At 40.6% G+C, this 18,796-nt stretch carries 17 protein-coding genes; 9 read left to right on the top strand and 8 right to left on the bottom strand.

All coding sequences use genetic code 11. The features are described 5' to 3' along the window. Nucleotides 1–93: 93 nt before the first annotated feature. On the bottom strand, nucleotides 94–1,245 hold the full coding sequence (locus tag G509_RS0104725; RefSeq protein ID WP_026990472.1) for a formimidoylglutamase: 1,152 nt from the start codon (nucleotides 1,243–1,245) through the stop codon (nucleotides 94–96). A 6-nt stretch (nucleotides 1,246–1,251) separates the two neighbouring features. After that, entirely contained in the window at nucleotides 1,252–3,756 is a 2,505-nt protein-coding gene (topA, locus tag G509_RS0104730; protein ID WP_026990473.1) for a type I DNA topoisomerase, read from the bottom strand. 230 nt (nucleotides 3,757–3,986) lie between these two features. Here topA and miaB point away from each other — a divergent pair, with 230 nt between their 5' ends. From miaB to G509_RS0104775, 8 genes are all read left to right on the top strand, one after another. Then, nucleotides 3,987–5,432, top strand: a complete 1,446-nt coding sequence (miaB, locus tag G509_RS0104740) for a tRNA (N6-isopentenyl adenosine(37)-C2)-methylthiotransferase MiaB (protein ID WP_026990474.1) — start codon at nucleotides 3,987–3,989, stop codon at nucleotides 5,430–5,432. A 60-nt stretch (nucleotides 5,433–5,492) separates the two neighbouring features. Next, a complete protein-coding gene (locus G509_RS0104745) occupies nucleotides 5,493–6,773 on the top strand; it encodes a sigma-54 interaction domain-containing protein (protein WP_026990475.1) in 1,281 nt (426 codons plus the stop codon). Further along, a complete protein-coding gene (locus G509_RS0104750) occupies nucleotides 6,763–7,284 on the top strand; it encodes an LptE family protein (RefSeq protein ID WP_026990476.1) in 522 nt (173 codons plus the stop codon). Before G509_RS0104745 ends, G509_RS0104750 begins: the two co-directional genes overlap by 11 nt. Nucleotides 7,285–7,374: 90 nt before the next feature. Beyond that, nucleotides 7,375–8,214 (top strand): tetratricopeptide repeat protein, encoded by an 840-nt coding sequence (locus tag G509_RS0104755; protein WP_026990477.1) that lies wholly within the window; start codon nucleotides 7,375–7,377, stop codon nucleotides 8,212–8,214. Between the two features lie 10 nt (nucleotides 8,215–8,224). Then, entirely contained in the window at nucleotides 8,225–8,590 is a 366-nt protein-coding gene (secG, locus tag G509_RS0104760) for a preprotein translocase subunit SecG (protein ID WP_026990478.1), read from the top strand. Nucleotides 8,591–8,745: 155 nt separating this feature from the next. After that, complete coding sequence (locus G509_RS0104765) at nucleotides 8,746–9,021, top strand: co-chaperone GroES (RefSeq protein WP_026990479.1); 276 nt, start codon at nucleotides 8,746–8,748, stop codon at nucleotides 9,019–9,021. A 39-nt stretch (nucleotides 9,022–9,060) separates the two neighbouring features. After that, on the top strand, nucleotides 9,061–10,689 hold the full coding sequence (gene groL, locus G509_RS0104770; protein WP_026990480.1) for a chaperonin GroEL: 1,629 nt from the start codon (nucleotides 9,061–9,063) through the stop codon (nucleotides 10,687–10,689). Between the two features lie 143 nt (nucleotides 10,690–10,832). Next, a complete protein-coding gene (locus G509_RS0104775; protein ID WP_026990481.1) occupies nucleotides 10,833–13,193 on the top strand; it encodes a hypothetical protein in 2,361 nt (786 codons plus the stop codon). A gap of 379 nt (nucleotides 13,194–13,572) precedes the next feature. Here the strand turns inward: G509_RS0104775 and G509_RS0104780 are convergent, their stop codons facing one another. The 6 genes from G509_RS0104780 to xrtF form a co-directional block, all read right to left on the bottom strand. Beyond that, a complete protein-coding gene (locus G509_RS0104780; RefSeq protein WP_026990482.1) occupies nucleotides 13,573–13,956 on the bottom strand; it encodes a hypothetical protein in 384 nt (127 codons plus the stop codon). A gap of 127 nt (nucleotides 13,957–14,083) precedes the next feature. Then, nucleotides 14,084–14,425: a heavy-metal-associated domain-containing protein gene (locus tag G509_RS0104785; protein ID WP_026990483.1), complete on the bottom strand. Its 342-nt coding sequence runs from the start codon at nucleotides 14,423–14,425 to the stop codon at nucleotides 14,084–14,086. 37 nt (nucleotides 14,426–14,462) lie between these two features. Continuing rightward, entirely contained in the window at nucleotides 14,463–16,700 is a 2,238-nt protein-coding gene (locus G509_RS0104790; protein ID WP_026990484.1) for a TonB-dependent receptor, read from the bottom strand. A 66-nt stretch (nucleotides 16,701–16,766) separates the two neighbouring features. Further along, complete coding sequence (locus G509_RS0104795; RefSeq protein WP_026990485.1) at nucleotides 16,767–17,189, bottom strand: HYC_CC_PP family protein; 423 nt, start codon at nucleotides 17,187–17,189, stop codon at nucleotides 16,767–16,769. A 56-nt stretch (nucleotides 17,190–17,245) separates the two neighbouring features. Further along, complete coding sequence (locus G509_RS0104800) at nucleotides 17,246–17,671, bottom strand: exosortase F system-associated membrane protein (RefSeq protein ID WP_026990486.1); 426 nt, start codon at nucleotides 17,669–17,671, stop codon at nucleotides 17,246–17,248. Beyond that, complete coding sequence (xrtF, locus tag G509_RS0104805; RefSeq protein ID WP_035738489.1) at nucleotides 17,658–18,200, bottom strand: exosortase family protein XrtF; 543 nt, start codon at nucleotides 18,198–18,200, stop codon at nucleotides 17,658–17,660. The genes G509_RS0104800 and xrtF overlap by 14 nt, the downstream gene beginning before the upstream one ends. A gap of 78 nt (nucleotides 18,201–18,278) precedes the next feature. Between xrtF and G509_RS0104810 the strand changes: the two genes are divergently transcribed. After that, nucleotides 18,279–18,734, top strand: a complete 456-nt coding sequence (locus tag G509_RS0104810) for a GAF domain-containing protein (RefSeq protein ID WP_026990488.1) — start codon at nucleotides 18,279–18,281, stop codon at nucleotides 18,732–18,734. Nucleotides 18,735–18,796 lie beyond the last annotated feature (62 nt).

The following is an 18,796-nucleotide window of genomic DNA, read 5'->3' on the forward strand; positions in this document are numbered from 1 at the left end:
TTCAAAAAAACAATTTTTTTCATAAAAAAACCTCACACAAACATAAACATTTCATAACTTATTCAAAAACAATGTTTTTTTATAACAAAAATGTTAAATTATGTTTTTTCTTTGAGCTTTCCATAATCTTTCAGGGTACTCGTTATTACAGGCGCTTAGGTAATCATTGTATCCACATGGTAATAACGTATTCTTTTTTACTTTATTATCATTACCAGCGGCTGCAGAAACCTCTATCCACCACCTGTCTGTCCTGTCGCTCTTGTAAAATACAAGTTCTTCGTCTTCGGTAGCCACTATATATTTAGTATAATGCTCCCTGCTGCCAAAAGGATATTCGTTAGAACGATAATGTACACCTTCTATAAAATACCACAGTATTTGCGCTATCAGGACCGATTCCTGACGCGTATCGTCGTGGTTAAAAATCCCGAAGGAACTCACTTTATCACTAATACCTGCGTAGCGTGCTAATGTACAAATTTCTTTGCCATCAAAACCATTTGGCATAAATTTAACAATATTTCCCGAATCGCTTGATTTTATGGCACTCATATCAACACAAACAAGGTCGGCGTCCCTAAAAACAGGTTCAGCAATTGTTGTATCATTGCAAACTTCGCCCAATCTGTAAGCATCGAAGTACAATTTTTCGATCAGGTCGATCTCTTCCTGCGAATTAAAGTACGTTTGGTAACCAATGTTACTGTAGTTAAAAAGGTTGTGAGGCTCCTCTACTATCATGCGGGTAAGGTACGACCGTGCCGACATAGCATCATCTTCCTTCCCAAAATCGAACCTGTTGTCTATGGCTACAAAATTAACCATCTGCTCCAGCTTATCATAAGCCCTGTACACCGCATAAGCAAGATCCTGAGAACCGCCAAGCACAATGGGTATAACCCTGGCCTTTACAAGGTCTGCCACCACGCTTTTAACAGCATAATAGGTATCCTGCTGGGTTTCGCCCGGGGCAATATCTCCAAGGTCTACAATATGCCTTACCCAGTTGCCCGGAAAAAGGCTGTAAAATTCTTTCCTTATATAATTAAGGTGTACGTGGTCTTTAGTATCGTTCTGGCCCCTGTTGTCCAGAACACCAATTATCGCAATAGACACATCTTCCAGATCAGGAAAATTTTCTGCGGTATGAAATACAGCCTTTTTGCCTAATGCCTGTGCCGACAGGCCATCAATAAAATCTAATATAGCCGTATCTACCGGCTGTAAAAAATCAAAAGCCATATCTAATTATTTCTTTTTAACAGTAGTTTTTTTAGCCGCCGCCTTTTTAGGGGCTGCTGCTTTTTTAGCCGGTGTTTTTTCTGCAACCATAACCTTAACCTGGTCTAAGGTAAGCTTAGAAGCATCAACATCCTTGTTTAGCTCGATCTTTAATTTACCCTTAAGGATAACCGACCTGCCCCAACGTGCTTTTTCTACCTTAATACCTTCGTCTTCCCAATTATGGATAACCTTATCTACTTCTTTCTGAAGCTTGTCTTCTATCAGTTCTACAAGATCTGACTGCGAAAGCTTATCAAAATTGTATTTTTTACTAACATTGATAAACATGCCGTTCCATTTAATAAATGGGCCAAAACGCCCCACCCCTTTTTGTATCGGCTCGTTTTTATAGGTGCCAATAGGTGCGTCGGCCTGTTGTTTTTCATTAATCAGCTCTTGTGCCCTCTCTAAAGTAACATCAAGCGGGTCTTCGCCTTTTGGTAACGATATAAACATTTTACCAAAACGAACATACGGGCCAAAACGGCCGTTGTTAACCTCTACCTCTTCGCCATTGTATTCGCCAAGGTTTTTAGGAAGCATAAACAACCCTAAAGCCTCTTCTAAACTAATGGTGCCAATATTTTGTTCCGGCAACAGGCTTGCAAATTGCTTAACCTCGTCGTCCGGCTCGCCTATTTGTGCCATTGGGCCAAATTTACCCAAACGTACACTTACCGGCTTGCCCGTTTTAGGATCGGTACCCAATATCCTTTCGCCCGATTCCCTCTCGGCATTTTTTTCTACGTCTACCACATTTGGGTGAAAATGATCGTAGAAATTAGACATCATCTTGGTCCAGTCTTCGTTACCGGATGCTATCTCATCAAAATCCTGTTCTACCTTAGCGGTAAAGTTATAATCAAGAATTGTATCAAAATGGTTAACAAGAAAATCGTTTACAATGGTGCCAATATCTGTTGGCACCAGCTTGCCTTTATCAGACCCAACGTTCTCGTTTAATTCCTGTTCGGCAATAGTACTGCTTTTTAACGTTAATTGCGAGAATTTTCTTTGCTGACCTTCAAAATTTCCTTTTTCAACATAATTTCTGCTAATAATTGTAGAAATTGTTGGTGCATAGGTAGACGGACGGCCTATTCCAAGCTCTTCCAGTTTTTTTACCAACGATGCCTCGGTGTATCGAGCCGATGGCCTGGTGAAACGTTCTGTAGCTGTTATGTAATTATTAACAAGTCTTTCGCTTACTTTAAGTGCCGGCAACATACCTTCCTGTTCTTCATCGTCGTCGTCATGGCCTTCAAGATATACCTTTAAGAAACCTTCGAACATTAACACCTCGCCCGATGCTGTAAAGATTTCTTTATGGTTGTTGGCCTCAATTTTTACATTGGTACGTTCCAGTTCGGCATCGCTCATTTGAGATGCCAGTGTACGTTTCCAGATCAGGTCGTACAGCCTTGCCTGGTCGCGGTCTATATTTACAGTGTGCTGAGACATATCAGTTGGCCTGATGGCCTCGTGAGCCTCCTGGGCACCTTTACTTTTTGTATTGTAAGTGCGACGCTTGCTGAATTCTTTACCGTAAGAACGGATAATTTCAGCCTCGGCGGCAGCCATAGCATCGTTAGAAAGGTTAACGCTGTCGGTTCTCATATAAGTAATAAGTCCGGCCTCATACAGCCTTTGTGCAAGCATCATTGTAACACCAACCGGCAAATACAACTTACGGGCAGCCTCCTGCTGTAGTGTAGATGTGGTAAACGGTGCCGCCGGAGATTTCTTGGCAGGCTTAGTTTCAAGGTCGGCCACTTTATACTGCGAGCCTATGTTTTTATTTAAAAAATCGTGTGCCTCTTGTTTTGTAGCAAAATTTTTAGGCAGCTTGGCTTTAAACGTTTTACCGGCCTCGTTAGTAAACTCGGCAGTAATGCTGTAGGTAGCTTCGGCTTTAAAGTTGGTAATATCGCGTTCGCGCTCTACAATTAATCGAACTGAAACAGATTGTACCCTTCCGGCAGATAAACCGCTGCGTACTTTTTTCCAAAGCACGGGCGAAAGTTCGTAGCCAACCAGCCTGTCTAACACCCTACGGGCCTGCTGTGCATTTACCAGGTCGTAATTAATACTCCTTGGATTTTCTATTGCTTTTAAAATTGCCGTTTTAGTAATTTCATGAAAAACAATACGTTTTGTTTTGCTCTTATCAAGTTTTAATTCTTCCGCCAGGTGCCACGCAATTGCCTCACCCTCGCGGTCTTCATCGCTTGCTAACCAAACGGTTTCGGCCGATTTAGAAAGATCCCTGAGCTTTTTAACCAAAGCCTTTTTATCAGGAGAAACTTCATACTTTGGTTTAAATCCGTTTAACACATCTACCCCTATTTCCTTAGACGGAAGGTCGGCAATGTGGCCGTAGCTGGACTCTACCTGGTAATCTTTCCCTAAAAATTTTTCTATGGTTTTTGCCTTAGCAGGCGACTCAACAATCACTAAATTCTTTGCCATCATACATTTCTTTGGTCGCAAAAGTATATGTTTTTTTTAAATATTGATTTTACATTTAACCAATTTGTGCACATTTTGTCAAAGTTTAACCATTTGGGGCGCATTATATATATACTATATATATAGGAGTAGGGCAAAAATTTTAGCGTAAACATCGGCTGTCAACTTGTCAGAGTATCGAATTTATAATTATCTTTGCCCATTCAAAAAAGCATGTGCAGTAGTGTATTATGGAAAAGATAATTGATGAAAAACTACAAGGCCAAAACCTTGTATTGGAACAAAAGGCAGGCAACACCAAAAAATTATTTATAGAGAGTTATGGCTGTGCCATGAATTTTTCTGATAGCGAAGTGGTGGCCTCTATACTTGCTAACGAGGGGTATAACACTACACAAATTTTAGAAGAAGCCGATTTGGTACTGGTAAACACCTGCTCTATTAGAGATAAGGCAGAGCAAACCGTGCGCAAAAGGCTCGAAAAATATAATGCCGTTAAAAGGATTAATCCCGGAATGAAGGTGGGCGTTTTAGGCTGTATGGCCGAACGCTTAAAAAGCCAGTTTTTAGAAGAAGAAAAAATTGTAGATATGGTTATAGGCCCCGATGCCTATAAAGACCTGCCCAACCTTTTAAAAGAGGTAGAAGAAGGCCGCGACGCCATAAACGTAATTTTATCTAAAGATGAAACCTATGGCGATATTGCCCCTGTACGCCTTAACAGCAACGGGGTTACCGCGTTTGTATCTATAACCCGTGGGTGCGATAATATGTGCACTTTTTGCGTAGTGCCTTTTACCCGTGGCCGCGAGCGCAGCCGTGAGCCTCATAGTATTATGGACGAAATTGCCAACCTGTGGAGCCGTGGATATAAAGAGGTTACCCTGCTGGGCCAAAACGTAGACAGCTACCTTTGGTACGGCGGCGGACTCAAAAAGGACTACGTTAAAGCATCTGAAATGCAAAAGGCTACCGCGGTAGATTTTGCACAGTTACTTGCTATGGCTGCCGAAGCCTTCCCTAAAATGCGCATTCGCTTTAGCACCTCGAACCCGCAGGATATGCACGAGAGTGTACTGCATGTTATTGCCCGTTATAAAAATGTGTGCGATTACATTCACCTGCCTGTGCAAAGCGGCAGTACCCGTATATTGAATGAAATGAACCGCCAGCATACCCGCGAAGAGTATATTGCGCTTATAGATAAAATCAAGGCCATTATTCCCAATTGCTCTATCTCTCAGGATATGATTATTGGTTTTCCTACCGAAACGGAAGAAGACCATAAAGACACCCTTAGCCTTATGGAGCATGTTAAGTTCGATTTTGGCTATATGTATGCCTATTCTGAAAGGCCCGGAACACTTGCCGCCCGTAAAATGGAAGACGATGTGCCCGAGGAGACTAAAAAACGCCGCCTGCAGGAAGTGGTAGACATGCAGCAAAAATTAAGCTGGGAAAGAACCGGGCGCTTTAAAGGCCAGGTTGTAGAGGTATTGATAGAGAAAGATTCTAAAAAATCTAACCTGGACTGGTCAGGCCGTAGTGCGCATAACACAATGGTGGTTTTCCCGAAGGGAGATTACAAAGCCGGCGATTTTGTAAACGTACTTATAACCGATTTTACATCGGCTACATTGATAGGAGAAGCAATAGGATATTCTGACATGAATTAAGGAGGTTTAGCCACGAATTACACAGATAATACCATGAATATTTCATGGAAACAATAATATATGGAAAGCGTACAAGCCATAAAGCAGCGGTTTGAGATTATTGGTAACGACCAAAAACTTAACCGCGCCGTAGAAAAAGCCATACAGGTTGCCCCTACCGATATTTCGGTACTTGTTACCGGAGAAAGCGGTGTAGGTAAAGAGAGCATCCCGAAAATAATACACGCCCTTTCGCACAGAAAGCATGGCAAGTATATTGCCGTTAACTGTGGCGCAATACCAGAGGGCACTATTGATAGTGAACTTTTCGGCCACGAAAAAGGCGCTTTTACCGGTGCCACCAATACCCGCGAAGGCTACTTTGAAGTTGCCGATGGCGGTACCATTTTTTTAGATGAAGTAGGCGAACTACCCCTTACCACCCAGGTAAGGCTGCTGCGCGTGCTCGAAAATGGCGAGTTTATTAAGGTAGGATCGTCTCAGGTACAAAAAACCAATGTGCGTATTGTAGCAGCTACAAACGTTAATATGTTCGACGCCATAGAAAAAGGCAAGTTTAGAGAAGACCTTTACTACCGCCTTAGCACAGTAGAGATCATGCTTCCGCCATTGCGCGAGCGTAAAGAAGACATTCATTTACTATTCCGCAAATTCTCGTCAGATTTTGCCCATAAATACAAAATGCCCCCTATAAAACTGGATGATGATGCAGTTGTTTTACTGCAAAAATATCGTTGGGGTGGCAACATAAGGCAACTGCGCAATGTGGCCGAGCAAATTTCTGTTTTAGAGGCTAACCGCAATATTACACTGGCATCGTTAACGGGTTATCTCCCGCAGGAAGGCAGCAACCTGCCTGCCGTTGTGCGCGATAAAAAGCCCGAAAGCGATTTTAGCAACGAGCGCGAAATACTTTACAAAGTGCTTTTTGATATGCGCGGCGACCTTAACGACCTTAAAAAGCTTACCATGGAGCTTATGCAAAACGGCAACAGCTCTAAAGTACAGGAAACCAACAAGGGCCTTATACAGCGCATTTATGGCCAGGAAGAAAACCACCGCGAGTTTGAAGAGCTGCCCCGTAATACCGAGATGTATGCCCCGCAAAAAGTTAATCGCCCTGAGCCTGTTGTAGAGCATGATGACGATGATGATGACGATGACCATTACCTTTTTGCCGAAGCCGTTGAGGAAGAAGAAACCTTAAGGCTGGACGAAAAAGAAATTGAGCTGATAAAAAAAGCCCTGGAACGTAACAAAGGCAAGCGCAAGGCTGCTGCCGATGAACTTGGAATATCTGAAAGGACGTTGTACCGAAAAATAAAACAATATGACTTATAAGTCTTTTATAAAACCTTTTAAGCTGTTATTTGTAACGGCACTGCTTTTTACTCTTAGTGGCTGTAGCGTTTACAACTTTACCGGAACCGGAAAAATTGATGCAGAAACTTTTCAGGTAAATTATTTTCAGAATAATGCCGAACTTATTGAGCCGGGTATTGAGCGTACTTTTACCCTTAGGCTGCGCGACCTGATACAAAACCAGACCAACCTGAGCATTACCGATACCGGTGCCGATTTAATTTACGAAGGCGAAATTACCCAGTACAGGGTTAGCCCTATGACGGCAACCGCCGACCAAAGGGCCGCGCAAAACAGATTAAGCATTAGCGTTAATGTACGTTTTACCGACAGAAAGCATGAGGACAATGATTTTGAAAAGTCTTTTTCTTTCTATTATGATTTTAGTGGCGATTCGTTGCCATCCGGGTCGGTTTTAACAGCTGCATTAGAAGAAATTTTTGAAAGGATAACACAGGATATATTTAACGCCTCGCTGGCTAAATGGTAATTTTGGTTATCGGTTGTTAGTTGTTGGTTGATGGAAACTTCCTCACACAGCTAAATCTAACAACCGACAACTAACAACCAACAACTAAATTTGACTACAAAAGACTATACATACCTGCTAAACAAGCCCTATTCTTTAAACGAAAGGCAAACTACAGAGCTGGAAAGCATCTTAACGGAATTTCCATACCTGCAAAGTGCGCGCGCCATTTATTTAAAGGGGTTGTATAACAGCGATAGTTTTAGGTATAATACAGAGCTTAAAAAAACAGCCGCCTATACAACAGACAGGTCAGTACTTTTTGATTTTATCATTACCGAAGAATTTAGGAGTATCGACAGGACTATTCTTGAAGAAAAAGAGAAAGCATTAAGCGATATTACGGTAAACAATAGCCAGGAAGTTATCCCTCCAATGGATAAATTAGAGCAATCTATAAAACTTTCTATAAAAGAAGCCGCTATTGAGGCTGAAGAATTATCGGTTAAAATTCCGGAACCGGTGATAGAACCCTTTGCCCCTGAACCCCTTATTGGCAAGCCTTTAAAGTTTGATGAAGCAGAGACCCACTCGTTTGCAGAGTGGCTGCAGCTGTCTAAGCTAACGCCCATCAAACGCGAAGAAACACCAAAACAACCTGAACCTGAAGCCCCTGCGGCTAAAAAATTTATACTTATAGATAAGTTTATAGAGGCCAACCCTAAAATTACGCCTACTAAAAACGACACCTCTATACAGGTAAACCTTGGCAAAACAATACCCGAGAGCGAAGGCTTTATGACCGAAACCCTGGCAAGGGTATACCTGGAACAAAAAAAATATACAAAAGCAATACAAGCTTATGAAATTTTAATTTTGAAATATCCGGAAAAAAGTGTTTTCTTTGCAGACCGTATTTTAGATATAAAGATTTTACAACAAAAACAATAAATAAAGAACAATGGAATTTTCAATCTTTTTAGTACTTATCACAATAGTAAGCTTTCTTTTAGTGGTAGTAATTATGGTACAAAACCCTAAAGGTGGCGGTCTTTCATCTTCAATCGGCGGTCCTCAAATTATGGGTGGTGTACAAAAAACCACCGACTTTTTAGATAAAAGTACCTGGACACTTGCTACACTATTAGTAGTACTTATCCTTTTATCAAGTTTAAGCTTCTCTACATCATTTTCTGGAGAAACTCCTATTACAGACGAAAGCGCTGTACCTGCTGCACCAGCTCCTGCTGTTAACGGCACTACTGCACCGGCTGCACAACCGCAAGGCACAACTGCCCCGGCCCCTGCAACCACGCCTGCACAGTAATGTATACAAAAACAAAATAATATCTTAAAAATGCCAGCTTGTCAACGCTGGCATTTTTTATATCTGTAAATTTGGCAGATTTCTAAAATGGCACAATTTCTGACAATCAGAAAGCGTCACTTTAATAACAAACAACAAAATAATAAAAGGAAAATATGTCTTTAAACATTAAACCACTTTCAGACCGCGTTCTTGTTGAGCCGGTAGCCGCAGAAACACAAACTGCTTCAGGAATTTTTATTCCGGACACTGCTAAAGAAAAACCACAAAAAGGTATCGTGGTAGCCGTAGGTAACGGTACTAAAGACCATGACATGACCGTAAAAGTGGGCGATACTGTATTGTATGGCAAATATGCAGGTACCGAATTGAAATTTGAAGGTAAAGATTACCTTATCATGAAGGAAGAAGAAATTTTTGCAATACTATAATTAGTTTAATATTTAGAATTCATATAATATACCACGAACATGGCAAAAGAGATAAAATTTGATATTGAAGCACGCGACGGCTTAAAGCGCGGTGTAGATGCATTAGCTAATGCAGTAAAAGTAACTTTAGGCCCTAAAGGCCGTAATGTAATCATCAGCAAATCGTTTGGTGGCCCAACCGTTACTAAAGATGGTGTATCTGTAGCTAAAGAAATTGAGCTTGCAGACACTTTAGAGAACATGGGTGCACAAATGGTTAAAGAGGTTGCTTCTAAAACCAACGACCTTGCCGGAGACGGTACTACAACAGCTACTGTTTTAGCACAGGCTATTGTAAAAGAAGGCCTTAAAAACGTTGCAGCGGGTGCTAACCCAATGGACCTTAAACGCGGTATAGACAAAGCGGTTGAAGCTATTGTTGCCGACTTGTCTCAGCAGGCTAAAGTTGTAGGTTCTGACAGCGAAAAAATAAAACAAATTGCTTCTATTTCTGCTAATAACGACGAAACTATCGGCGAGCTTATTGCTACTGCATTTGCTAAAGTTGGTAAAGACGGCGTTATTACTGTAGAAGAAGCTAAAGGTACAGATACGTATGTAGATGTAGTAGAAGGTATGCAGTTTGACAGGGGTTACCTATCGGCTTACTTTGTTACTAACTCAGAAAAAATGGAAGCCGAATTAGAAAGGCCTTACGTATTATTATACGACAAAAAACTTTCTACTCTAAAAGAAATCCTTCCTATACTTGAGCCGGTTGCACAATCTGGCAGGCCTTTATTAATTATTGCTGAAGATGTTGACGGAGAAGCACTTTCTACATTGGTAGTAAACAAACTTCGTGGTGCATTAAAAATAGCTGCTGTTAAAGCTCCTGGCTTTGGCGACAGAAGAAAAGCACTTCTTCAGGATATTGCTATCCTTACAGGTGGTACCCTTATTAGCGAAGAGCAGGGTTATAATTTAGAAAATGCTGGTATCGAAATGCTTGGTACGTGCGAAAAAGTAGTTATCAATAAAGATAACACTACTATTGTTAACGGTGCAGGCGAACCTGAATTCATCAAAAACCGTATTAACGAAATCAACGCTCAAATTGAGGTTACTACATCAGACTACGATAAAGAAAAATTACAGGAGCGCCTTGCAAAACTTGCAGGTGGTGTTGCCGTACTTTATGTTGGTGCAGCGTCTGAAGTTGAAATGAAAGAGAAAAAAGACCGTGTAGATGATGCATTGCATGCTACAAGGGCTGCTGTAGAAGAAGGTATTGTTGCTGGTGGTGGTGTTGCCTTACTTAGGGCTAAAAGCGCTTTAAAAAATATAGATGCATTAAATGCAGATGAATATACTGGAATTCAAATTATCGCCCGTGCAGTAGAAGCTCCGTTACGTACTATTGTAGAAAATGCAGGCCTTGAAGGCTCCGTAATTGTAGCTAAAGTTGCCGAAGGTTCTGGCGATTTTGGTTACAACGCTAAGACCGATGAGTATGTGGATATGCTTAGTGCAGGTATTATAGACCCTAAAAAAGTTACCCGTGTAGCGTTAGAAAACGCAGCATCTGTAGCAGGCATGATACTTACAACAGAGTGTGCACTTATAGATATTAAAGAAGATAACCCGGGCGGTATGCCAATGGGCGGCGGTATGCCAGGAATGATGTAATCAGTTTTTATACATTATACTTAAAGGAGCGATTTTTTCGCTCCTTTTTTTATTAAATGTGGTTTCCCGTAAGGAAAGTTGTAACAAAACGTATATATTTAGCGTCTAAATATTTGCACAAAAAACCCTATCTAAAACGCCACATGAAAAAAACCTCCCTTACTGTTGTTTTTCTTTTGCTGTTCTTACTGTCGGCTGTAACTTTACATGCCCAGGACGCCAAAAAAGATGCTATTGCAAAAGCGCTTACCGATTACTTTTTTCTCGAAAGAGAAAACATCCATGTACAGCTTAACAAAAGCGTTTACATGACTAACGAAAAAATATGGTTTAAAGGCTATGTTTTTCACCGTCAAAAAAACATTCCGTTTTTTACCACTATAAATGTTTATGCCGCTTTGATGGATGAGTCCGGAAAAGTACTGGAAACCAAATTACTTTACGCCAATATTGGTAGTTTTTCGGGCAGTTTTAAGCTCAACAGTAAATTTGCATCAGGCAAATATTACCTGCAATTTTATACCAACTGGATGAACAATTTTGCCGAAGACGAATCGGTTGTATACGATCTTACGGTTATTAACCCTACTACGGGTGCCGGTAATGCACTTGCCAAAGCAGACCCTTCTAAAATAAATATTGATTTTTATCCTGAAGGCGGCACTATGGTTAACGGCTGCGCCAACAGCATGAACTTAAATATATCAGATTGTAACCATGAGCCTTTAGCAGCATCATCGGTAGATATTTTAGATGGCTCTGGCAAACTATTTAAAACTGTGCAGGTTAACAAACTGGGCTTTGGCCGTTTTGAACTTCCTGCCAATACCGGCCAGGGTTTTAAAGCCGTAGTTACCATAGAGGGCGTTAAACACGAACAGGCTTTGCCCTTTGCACAAATAAAAGGCATAGCATTAGAGGTTAATAATTATGCTGTGGCAGATAAAACCATTGTAAAAGTAAGAACCAATAAACTTACTATGGACAGCTATGCCGGTAAACCTTTATACCTTGTAGTGCACCAGGATGAGCAGGCTCTTATTTACGACCTTGATTTTAAAGGTAACCCCGAAATTACTATGGCACTGCCAAGCCAGGACTTGTTTGCCGGCGTAAATACTGTTAGGATTATCGATGGCGACATGAACCAGATTGCCGAAAGGATTATATACAAAAACAGTAACCAGACGCTTACATCTGAGCTTTCTAAAATAGGCCAGAATGTAGAAAATGTAGAGTTTCAGGGTAAAGTTGCTTATCCTAATATGAATTTAAGTATTGCTGTACTGCCTGAAAATACACGAAGCCTGAACGAGACCAACGATATTTACAGCTCGCTATTACTGCTACCTTATTTAGATGGCCACAAAAAGGTTATAGGCAAATACTATTTTAGTAATTTTTCTAAAGGGAAAATGTACGAGTTGGACCTGTTTTTAGGCTGCCAAAAAAGCAAATATGCCTGGCAAAAAATTAAAGGTTTGGCACCTGATAGTAAATTTCCGTTTGATATGGGCTTAACCCTAAAAGGGGCAGTACCAAAATCGGCAGGAGATTCTAAAAATACGCGTGTGCGTCTATACTCGCTATCCTCTGCATTAGAAGAAATTGTTGATGTTGATGATAAAGGCGAATTTGTATACAACAACCTTATATTGCCGGATTCTACTTTTGTAAATTTTTCGTTTATGAGAAAAGGAGAAAAGCCAAAAGAGCTTACATTGCTGCCTCAGCTGATTAATGCCAACAGAAAGTTTTTCCAGATGTATACGCCACCGGTGCGTTGTTATGCCGCCGCTGCCGAAACCGCAGTTAAAGCACCTAACGTTTTCCAGGAAAACATAGAGCTTGACGAAGTAAAAATTGAAGGTAAGACACTAAAATATGCTACAGTAAGCGGCAACGGTAACTTAAGGGGCTATAAAATAACCCAAACCGAGATTAACAAGTTTAATACCGTACTAAACTTTATTAAGTTTAACAGCAGCTTTGTGGTTAACGATAATCAGGTAAATGTATCTATACAGTCTACACGTACTGCAACAACCCTTAATTCGGCACCGCCAAAACCTATTGTTTACATCGATAATATGCAGGTTATGGATTACGATATTTTAAGGACCATAGCCATGAACGAGGTTGATGAGATTTACATGAACCCACATGCCATTGTGCCGTCTGTGCGTAATTTTATGGGGATTATAAGAATATACATTAACCATAACGTTAAGTCGAAAGCACAGCAGGCCTTGCCGGAAATTATTGTAAAAAATGGTTTCGAAAGGATTACGCCTTTCGAAAATGTGATCTATAATACTACCGAAGATGAAGGTTTTGCCAGTTTTGGCGTTATAGATTGGGAAGCCAATATAATGACCGATGAAAACGGCGCCTACAACCTTACCATACCTAACACAGCACAAAAAAGTATTAAAGTACTAATAGAAGGCTTTAGCGCCGATGGTAAACTGATATCTGAAACAAAGGTAATTACCGTAAAATAAAATAGCCCACACAGGCACTAAAACATAAGCCCCACACCAATAATGGTGTGGGGCTTTTAGTTACCAACTAATTAAAAAACACCTTAATACTGTATTACTACACTATTAATATTGTAAGGCGATGCAATAGTTTTAATAAAGCCCCCTTTGCAAGAGGGCTATCATTAATTATCAACCAATTAACAAACACCCGGCACTGTGTTTCCACAGCACCTTTACTTTATGCTAATGCCTAGTAAAAAAAAGGAATACCGGCCAGCAAACAGGCAGTATCACCGCCGGTATTCCGGGCAATTAACAACTTATATTGTAATGATTTAATTTAATGATCGCTTTCTGCAGGCATTGTAACAATGCCTATTAGAAAAGGGATCTAAATTTAAGAGAGGTCAAATTTCCAGTTACAATACAATTTGTAAAGGGAAATTTTATAATATTTTGCTATAGGAGAATACTCTGAAAAGCTAACGTTTCTATAAATAGTATTATGAGCAATAAAATTATTATGATGGCCAAATAATACAAACGCTGCATCATCGGCATCGCTGTCTTTAAGCAAATCTGTAAAATTTAAAGAAGCGTCGGCATCAATAAGTTGCCCTATAGTATGCTTAGATGCATTTTTTAAGGCTGTTTCTTTTTTAAAATGTACAGGCATTTTTGCCGCAAAACTTTTGGCAAAGCCTGCGGTAAGAAAAAACAAAACAAGGCAAAAGGTTATAAAACCTTTATTGCATTCTGCTATTTTTCTTATGCTGTTCATTCAAGATTAGAATTTCTAATACAAAGGTATAGCAAAAACAAAATGCAAAATTAAAATCGCGTCTGTTTTTTATAAAAAAAAATGTCCCAAAACAATTTGGGACATTAAATATAAATGGTTCAGCATGTTAGCTCCTATCGTACTTGCAGCACGAGTGCAGGCTGTTGTAATCGGTATCTTCGGCTTTAACTTCATCCGTATCATGGCCTGCTTTGGCAACGGCTGCGCGAACATCAGCAACGCTACATTTAGTTTCATCTACAATAAGCTGTAAATCCTGGCTTTCTTCGTTCCAGGTAGCCTGTTTAACACCCTTAACACTGTAAGCCGCCTTTTCTATACGGGCTTTACACTGCCCGCAGTTGCCTTTAACTTCAACATCGTATTTGGCATTTTTGTTCTTTTTTTCCTGGGCCTGCACAGTAAATCCGGCAAGCATTATTAGCATAACTACAATTAGGTTTTTCATATTTATTATGTATTAAAAGTTTTTAAATGTAAGAAAATTATTTAATCTTAAAGCGCAGCCCTGCATAATACATTTGTCCAAAAACAGGTGCATATACAATAGAGCTGTCAAAATATGGGCCAAACGGGTCATTTGCACCCAAAATGGCTTTGTTCTGGCGGTAATTGCCAATATTTTCGGCACCCACATACATCTCAAAAACACTGGAGAAAGTACGTGTAATTTGTGCGTTTACCAACGAGAATGATGGCGAATACGTGCCCATTTGCTCTTCTACAGGGTTGCTGCCCGTGTATGGCAAACGCTGCTGCCCCATCCAGTTGTAGGTAACATCAAATTTCCACTGTTTGCCTTTTTCGGCAATATGGGTTTCGTAGCCTACGTTGGCAAAAAAACGATGCCTGGCTTGCAATGGCCTCTCAAAAGAACCCGTGGTATAGTCGGTTTTAATATCGTAATACTTATATGCCGTACGGATATTAAAATGCATGGTAATTTCGTAATTAAGCTCTACCTGAAGGCTGTTAGCATACGATTTTCCGTTAAGATTATAAAACAATACCTGCTGTGGCGATGCATATAAATCGGTTACTACCTGGTTTTGGAAATCGGTCCTGTAAAAATCTACCACAAACTCGGTGGTCTTTCCAAACAGCGGAAACTTCTGGATAAAGCTCAGCCCATAGTTCCAGGCAATTTCGGGGTCAAGCCCGTACAGTTTACCGCCAGAACCGGCAATATTAAAGGCGCGCGAGCTACCAAAAAGCGACTGGTTCTCTGCAAAAATGTTTGCCGCCCTCTTACCCCTACCGGCAGAAAGCCTGAAAGTAGCATCTTTCCAAGGGTTATAACGCATGTGCAGGCGTGGTGTAAAAAAGGCACCCAGGCGGTTGTGCACATCAAATCGGCCACCCAAAACAATACTAAAATTGTTTACATTATCATACGTGTACTCGCCAAACACACCCACCGAATTATCAGTACGGCTATAATCGGTAGTGTTTACAAATTCGCCATACTTATCATACGTAACATTTAAACCGGTGGCAAATTTGTTGAGCGTATTGCTAATGATGGAATTGAAAATCAGGTTAGAATAAAAGCTTTTCTGGTCGATATCATAGGTTCTTAATCCAAAATACGACTCCTGGTTATGGTAGTTAAACGATGTTTGAAGCCCGATGCTCTGGTAGGGCATATCCGGAAAAACATAACCCAGCTTTCCCGAAACATCTACCTTATCAGTATTAATTTCAGAGCCCCAGTGGTGGCCGCTGTATCTGTCGGTATCGGGGTCGAAATCTACCTGGCCCGCCTGCTTTTCGTCGCGCATGTAGCGAAAGTTTAAAAAACTAACCCAGCCTTTTTCGGCATTGGTGTACTGCCAGCGGTTAAGCACATTTATCTGCTTGCCAAGGGGATTATCCAAAAAATGATCGTGGTTCATATCGTTTTTAGATACGCGGGTATTGCCGTGCAAGAACAATGAGGTACTCCATTTATCCGACACTTTTTTGTTGAAATGCGTGTTGAGCTCAAAACGGCTCCCGGTATCGCCATAAGCATTTAAAAAGAAAGGAATATCGTTAGCCGGCTTTAGCATTTCGTAATTTATTTGCCCCGATATGCTTTCGTAACCGTTTATAACCGGCCCTGCGCCTTTTGTTATCTGGATGCTCTCTACCCATGTTCCGGGTATGAAGGATAGCCCATACGCCTGAGATGCCCCACGAACGGCAGGTATGTTCTCTTCGGCAATCAAAAGGTACGGACTGGTAAGCCCCAGCATTTTTATTTGCTTAGACCCGGTTAAAGCATCAGAAAAATTGACATCTATAGAGGGGTTGGTTTCAAAGCTTTCGGCAATATTACAGCAGGCCGCTTTAAGCAGTTCTTTAGCACCCATGGTAGATACATTGGCTGCCTTGGTTTGCGACCTCGACAGGCTGGCACGGGTTTTATCTACCACTACCTCCTTAAGCTGGCTGCCGCTATCGGGTGTCATTTTGTGCGATATATATTGGGGTGTATGTACATGTATGGTATCGGCTGTATAGCCAATATAACTAATTACAAGATACATATTATCAGAACTATATGGTATAGTAAAAGTACCATCCTGGGCAGATGATGTACTTATGGTAGTGTCCTGCCAGTAGACAGCTGCCCCCGGCAGCGGCTGGCTGTTTTCGTCCAGCACCTTACCGCTAACGGTGTCCTGTGCCTGCAAAAATGGAGCAGACAGCAGTAAAAAAAACATGATTATTTTATGCATAAAAAATTTTTAATGTTAATAAATAGCCACTCCCAAAATGTTGAGAGTAATTTATTACATTAAAAATCAGGCGTATAAAACGTATTGACAATAGAGTTTAAAGAGCGGCGGCGCATTAGAGTCGCAGTAAAAAGATGGTGTTTCTTTTTGTACAGTTGCAGCCTCTGCATAAAAAAGCTGTATAGGTTTGGTATAGCCTACAGCGCAAAAAGCATTAAGATCTAACTGAAATGCTTTGGTTATGGCAGTATCGGTCTTATCCTGTAGTTTTATAACGTTGTGTTTGCAGCAGCTTTTAGTGGTTTCAACCATTTTGCCGCAGCAGGTCTTGGTTTCCGGTTTTGCCGTTTTGCAACGCTCTACCGTTTTGTAAGCTAACGATACCGATGAAATTTGGCCATGGCAATAATGCACATTAAGTGCCAGCCCTATATTGGCAAACAATATAAGTGCGCTTAAAACAGTGCTTATGTGCTTAGTTAATTTCATTTAGTGCTGCAAAATTATGCATTTTAAGCTTTAGTAGCTACGGTTTTACCTTAAAATTACTTAACCCGCTTTTGGTAATAAAATGCCGGTACAAATAAAATAAGAAAAAGTGGCTGTATTATAAACCGCCTTATGTAGAACAATAACATGAGGCTTGGGTTACTGGTATTGAGCAGAACAAAAAAGATGCCAATTAAAACCACAAAGAAAATAACGTACAAAAGTGTAGTTAGCTTTAGAACCGATTTATCTTTAAAACAGAACCAGATAATGCCCAACGACAGTGCCGTGTTTAGCACATACCTAAAAGTAAGCCCTAAGAATAATTTGAGGCCATTATATTTTGGAATTACCTTACCGCCGAACTTAAAAAAGTTAAGCAACGGATCATAAAACAGCTTTTGCTCAAAAATGCGCACACTTACCAACAGCACTAAAAGTACTGTTATAGCCAATGCGCTTTTTATATTAACCTTTTGCATTGCGGCTAAATTTAGTTACCCACGCCACCCACAACACAAACACAACGCCGTAAATAAACAGCGGAAAAACAATATCGTGCAACAGCTCTTCCTGCTCTGGGTAATAGTATACCCCTATACTTAGCAGGGCTATGCGTATAATGTTTAAGATATGCAATACTATTATACCACCAAGAATATATAGTGCCGTGCGTTTAAAAGTGGTAGAAAATGCTACTACAAAGGCAGCAAACAAAATCATTACACTCAGGGCATTGCACCCTTCTATAATGCGCGCAATTTTTTTGCCGTGCAGGTAAAAGTAGTACGATGGTTCTTTAGGGTGTGGGGTAATAGCGGCATCTTCGCCTAAAAAGCTTACCAGGTCGCGGCTTTGGTGGGCTACAAGGGTAGTCATGCCATCGGGCTCAAAATGGGCCGCATCGTACTGGTTAAGGAACAGCCAGTACAGGCCGGACAGCACAAGGTAACTGAGTCCGAATTTTAAGAGGAAGATAAAAAATGTCCTGTTTTTTTGCAGGATACCCATATAGCATATTTTTAACAAAAATATGCAAAAGCTAACAGGTTTAATAAATACTTTTGTACCAAATTATATTTTAACGCTATGACCTTCGAAGAATTAAAACCAAAAGTACTTGATATACTGCACCACGACGATAAAATTCGTGATGAAAAACTGCTGCAAATTTGCCGCCTGCTGGAAGAAAACGTTGACTATTACGACTGGGTTGGCTTTTACTTTCGCAATGGCGATAAAGAAGAGCTTGTATTAGGCCCGTACATAGGCGAACCTACAGACCATACCGTTATACCGTTTGGCAAAGGCATTTGCGGCCAGGTAGCGGTATCTAACAAAAACTTTGTAGTGCCCGATGTTAAAGCACAGGACAACTATATTGCGTGCAGCCTTACGGTAAAATCTGAAATTGTGGTACCCATGTTTGTAGATGGCAAAAACATTGGCCAGATAGACATCGACTCGAACGTACTGGACCCGTTTACTGATCTTGACGAACGCTTTTTAGAGTTTGTTAATGAAGAGGTGGCGAAAATTTTCTAAAAAGTCGTAATGCCGAAGGTCATAAAGTCGAAAGTTTACGCACGTTACTGGACTTTAAGACT

Origin of the sequence: Flavobacterium subsaxonicum WB 4.1-42 = DSM 21790, assembly GCF_000422725.1 — a bacterium.
Lineage (GTDB): Bacteria > Bacteroidota > Bacteroidia > Flavobacteriales > Flavobacteriaceae > Flavobacterium > Flavobacterium subsaxonicum.

Excerpts from the sequence above, each read along its gene's own strand:
- G509_RS0104725 (WP_026990472.1), bottom strand. The coding sequence starts at position 1,245 with ATGGCTTTTGATTTTTTACAGCCGGTAGATACGGCTATATTAGATTTT.
- topA (WP_026990473.1), bottom strand. The coding sequence starts at position 3,756 with ATGGCAAAGAATTTAGTGATTGTTGAGTCGCCTGCTAAGGCAAAAACC.
- miaB (WP_026990474.1), top strand. The coding sequence starts at position 3,987 with ATGGAAAAGATAATTGATGAAAAACTACAAGGCCAAAACCTTGTATTG.
- G509_RS0104745 (WP_026990475.1), top strand. The coding sequence starts at position 5,493 with ATGGAAAGCGTACAAGCCATAAAGCAGCGGTTTGAGATTATTGGTAAC.
- G509_RS0104750 (WP_026990476.1), top strand. The coding sequence starts at position 6,763 with ATGACTTATAAGTCTTTTATAAAACCTTTTAAGCTGTTATTTGTAACG.
- secG (WP_026990478.1), top strand. The coding sequence starts at position 8,225 with ATGGAATTTTCAATCTTTTTAGTACTTATCACAATAGTAAGCTTTCTT.
- G509_RS0104765 (WP_026990479.1), top strand. The coding sequence starts at position 8,746 with ATGTCTTTAAACATTAAACCACTTTCAGACCGCGTTCTTGTTGAGCCG.
- groL (WP_026990480.1), top strand. The coding sequence starts at position 9,061 with ATGGCAAAAGAGATAAAATTTGATATTGAAGCACGCGACGGCTTAAAG.
- G509_RS0104775 (WP_026990481.1), top strand. The coding sequence starts at position 10,833 with ATGAAAAAAACCTCCCTTACTGTTGTTTTTCTTTTGCTGTTCTTACTG.
- G509_RS0104780 (WP_026990482.1), bottom strand. The coding sequence starts at position 13,956 with ATGAACAGCATAAGAAAAATAGCAGAATGCAATAAAGGTTTTATAACC.
- G509_RS0104785 (WP_026990483.1), bottom strand. The coding sequence starts at position 14,425 with ATGAAAAACCTAATTGTAGTTATGCTAATAATGCTTGCCGGATTTACT.
- G509_RS0104790 (WP_026990484.1), bottom strand. The coding sequence starts at position 16,700 with ATGCATAAAATAATCATGTTTTTTTTACTGCTGTCTGCTCCATTTTTG.
- G509_RS0104795 (WP_026990485.1), bottom strand. The coding sequence starts at position 17,189 with ATGAAATTAACTAAGCACATAAGCACTGTTTTAAGCGCACTTATATTG.
- G509_RS0104800 (WP_026990486.1), bottom strand. The coding sequence starts at position 17,671 with ATGCAAAAGGTTAATATAAAAAGCGCATTGGCTATAACAGTACTTTTA.
- xrtF (WP_035738489.1), bottom strand. The coding sequence starts at position 18,200 with ATGGGTATCCTGCAAAAAAACAGGACATTTTTTATCTTCCTCTTAAAA.
- G509_RS0104810 (WP_026990488.1), top strand. The coding sequence starts at position 18,279 with ATGACCTTCGAAGAATTAAAACCAAAAGTACTTGATATACTGCACCAC.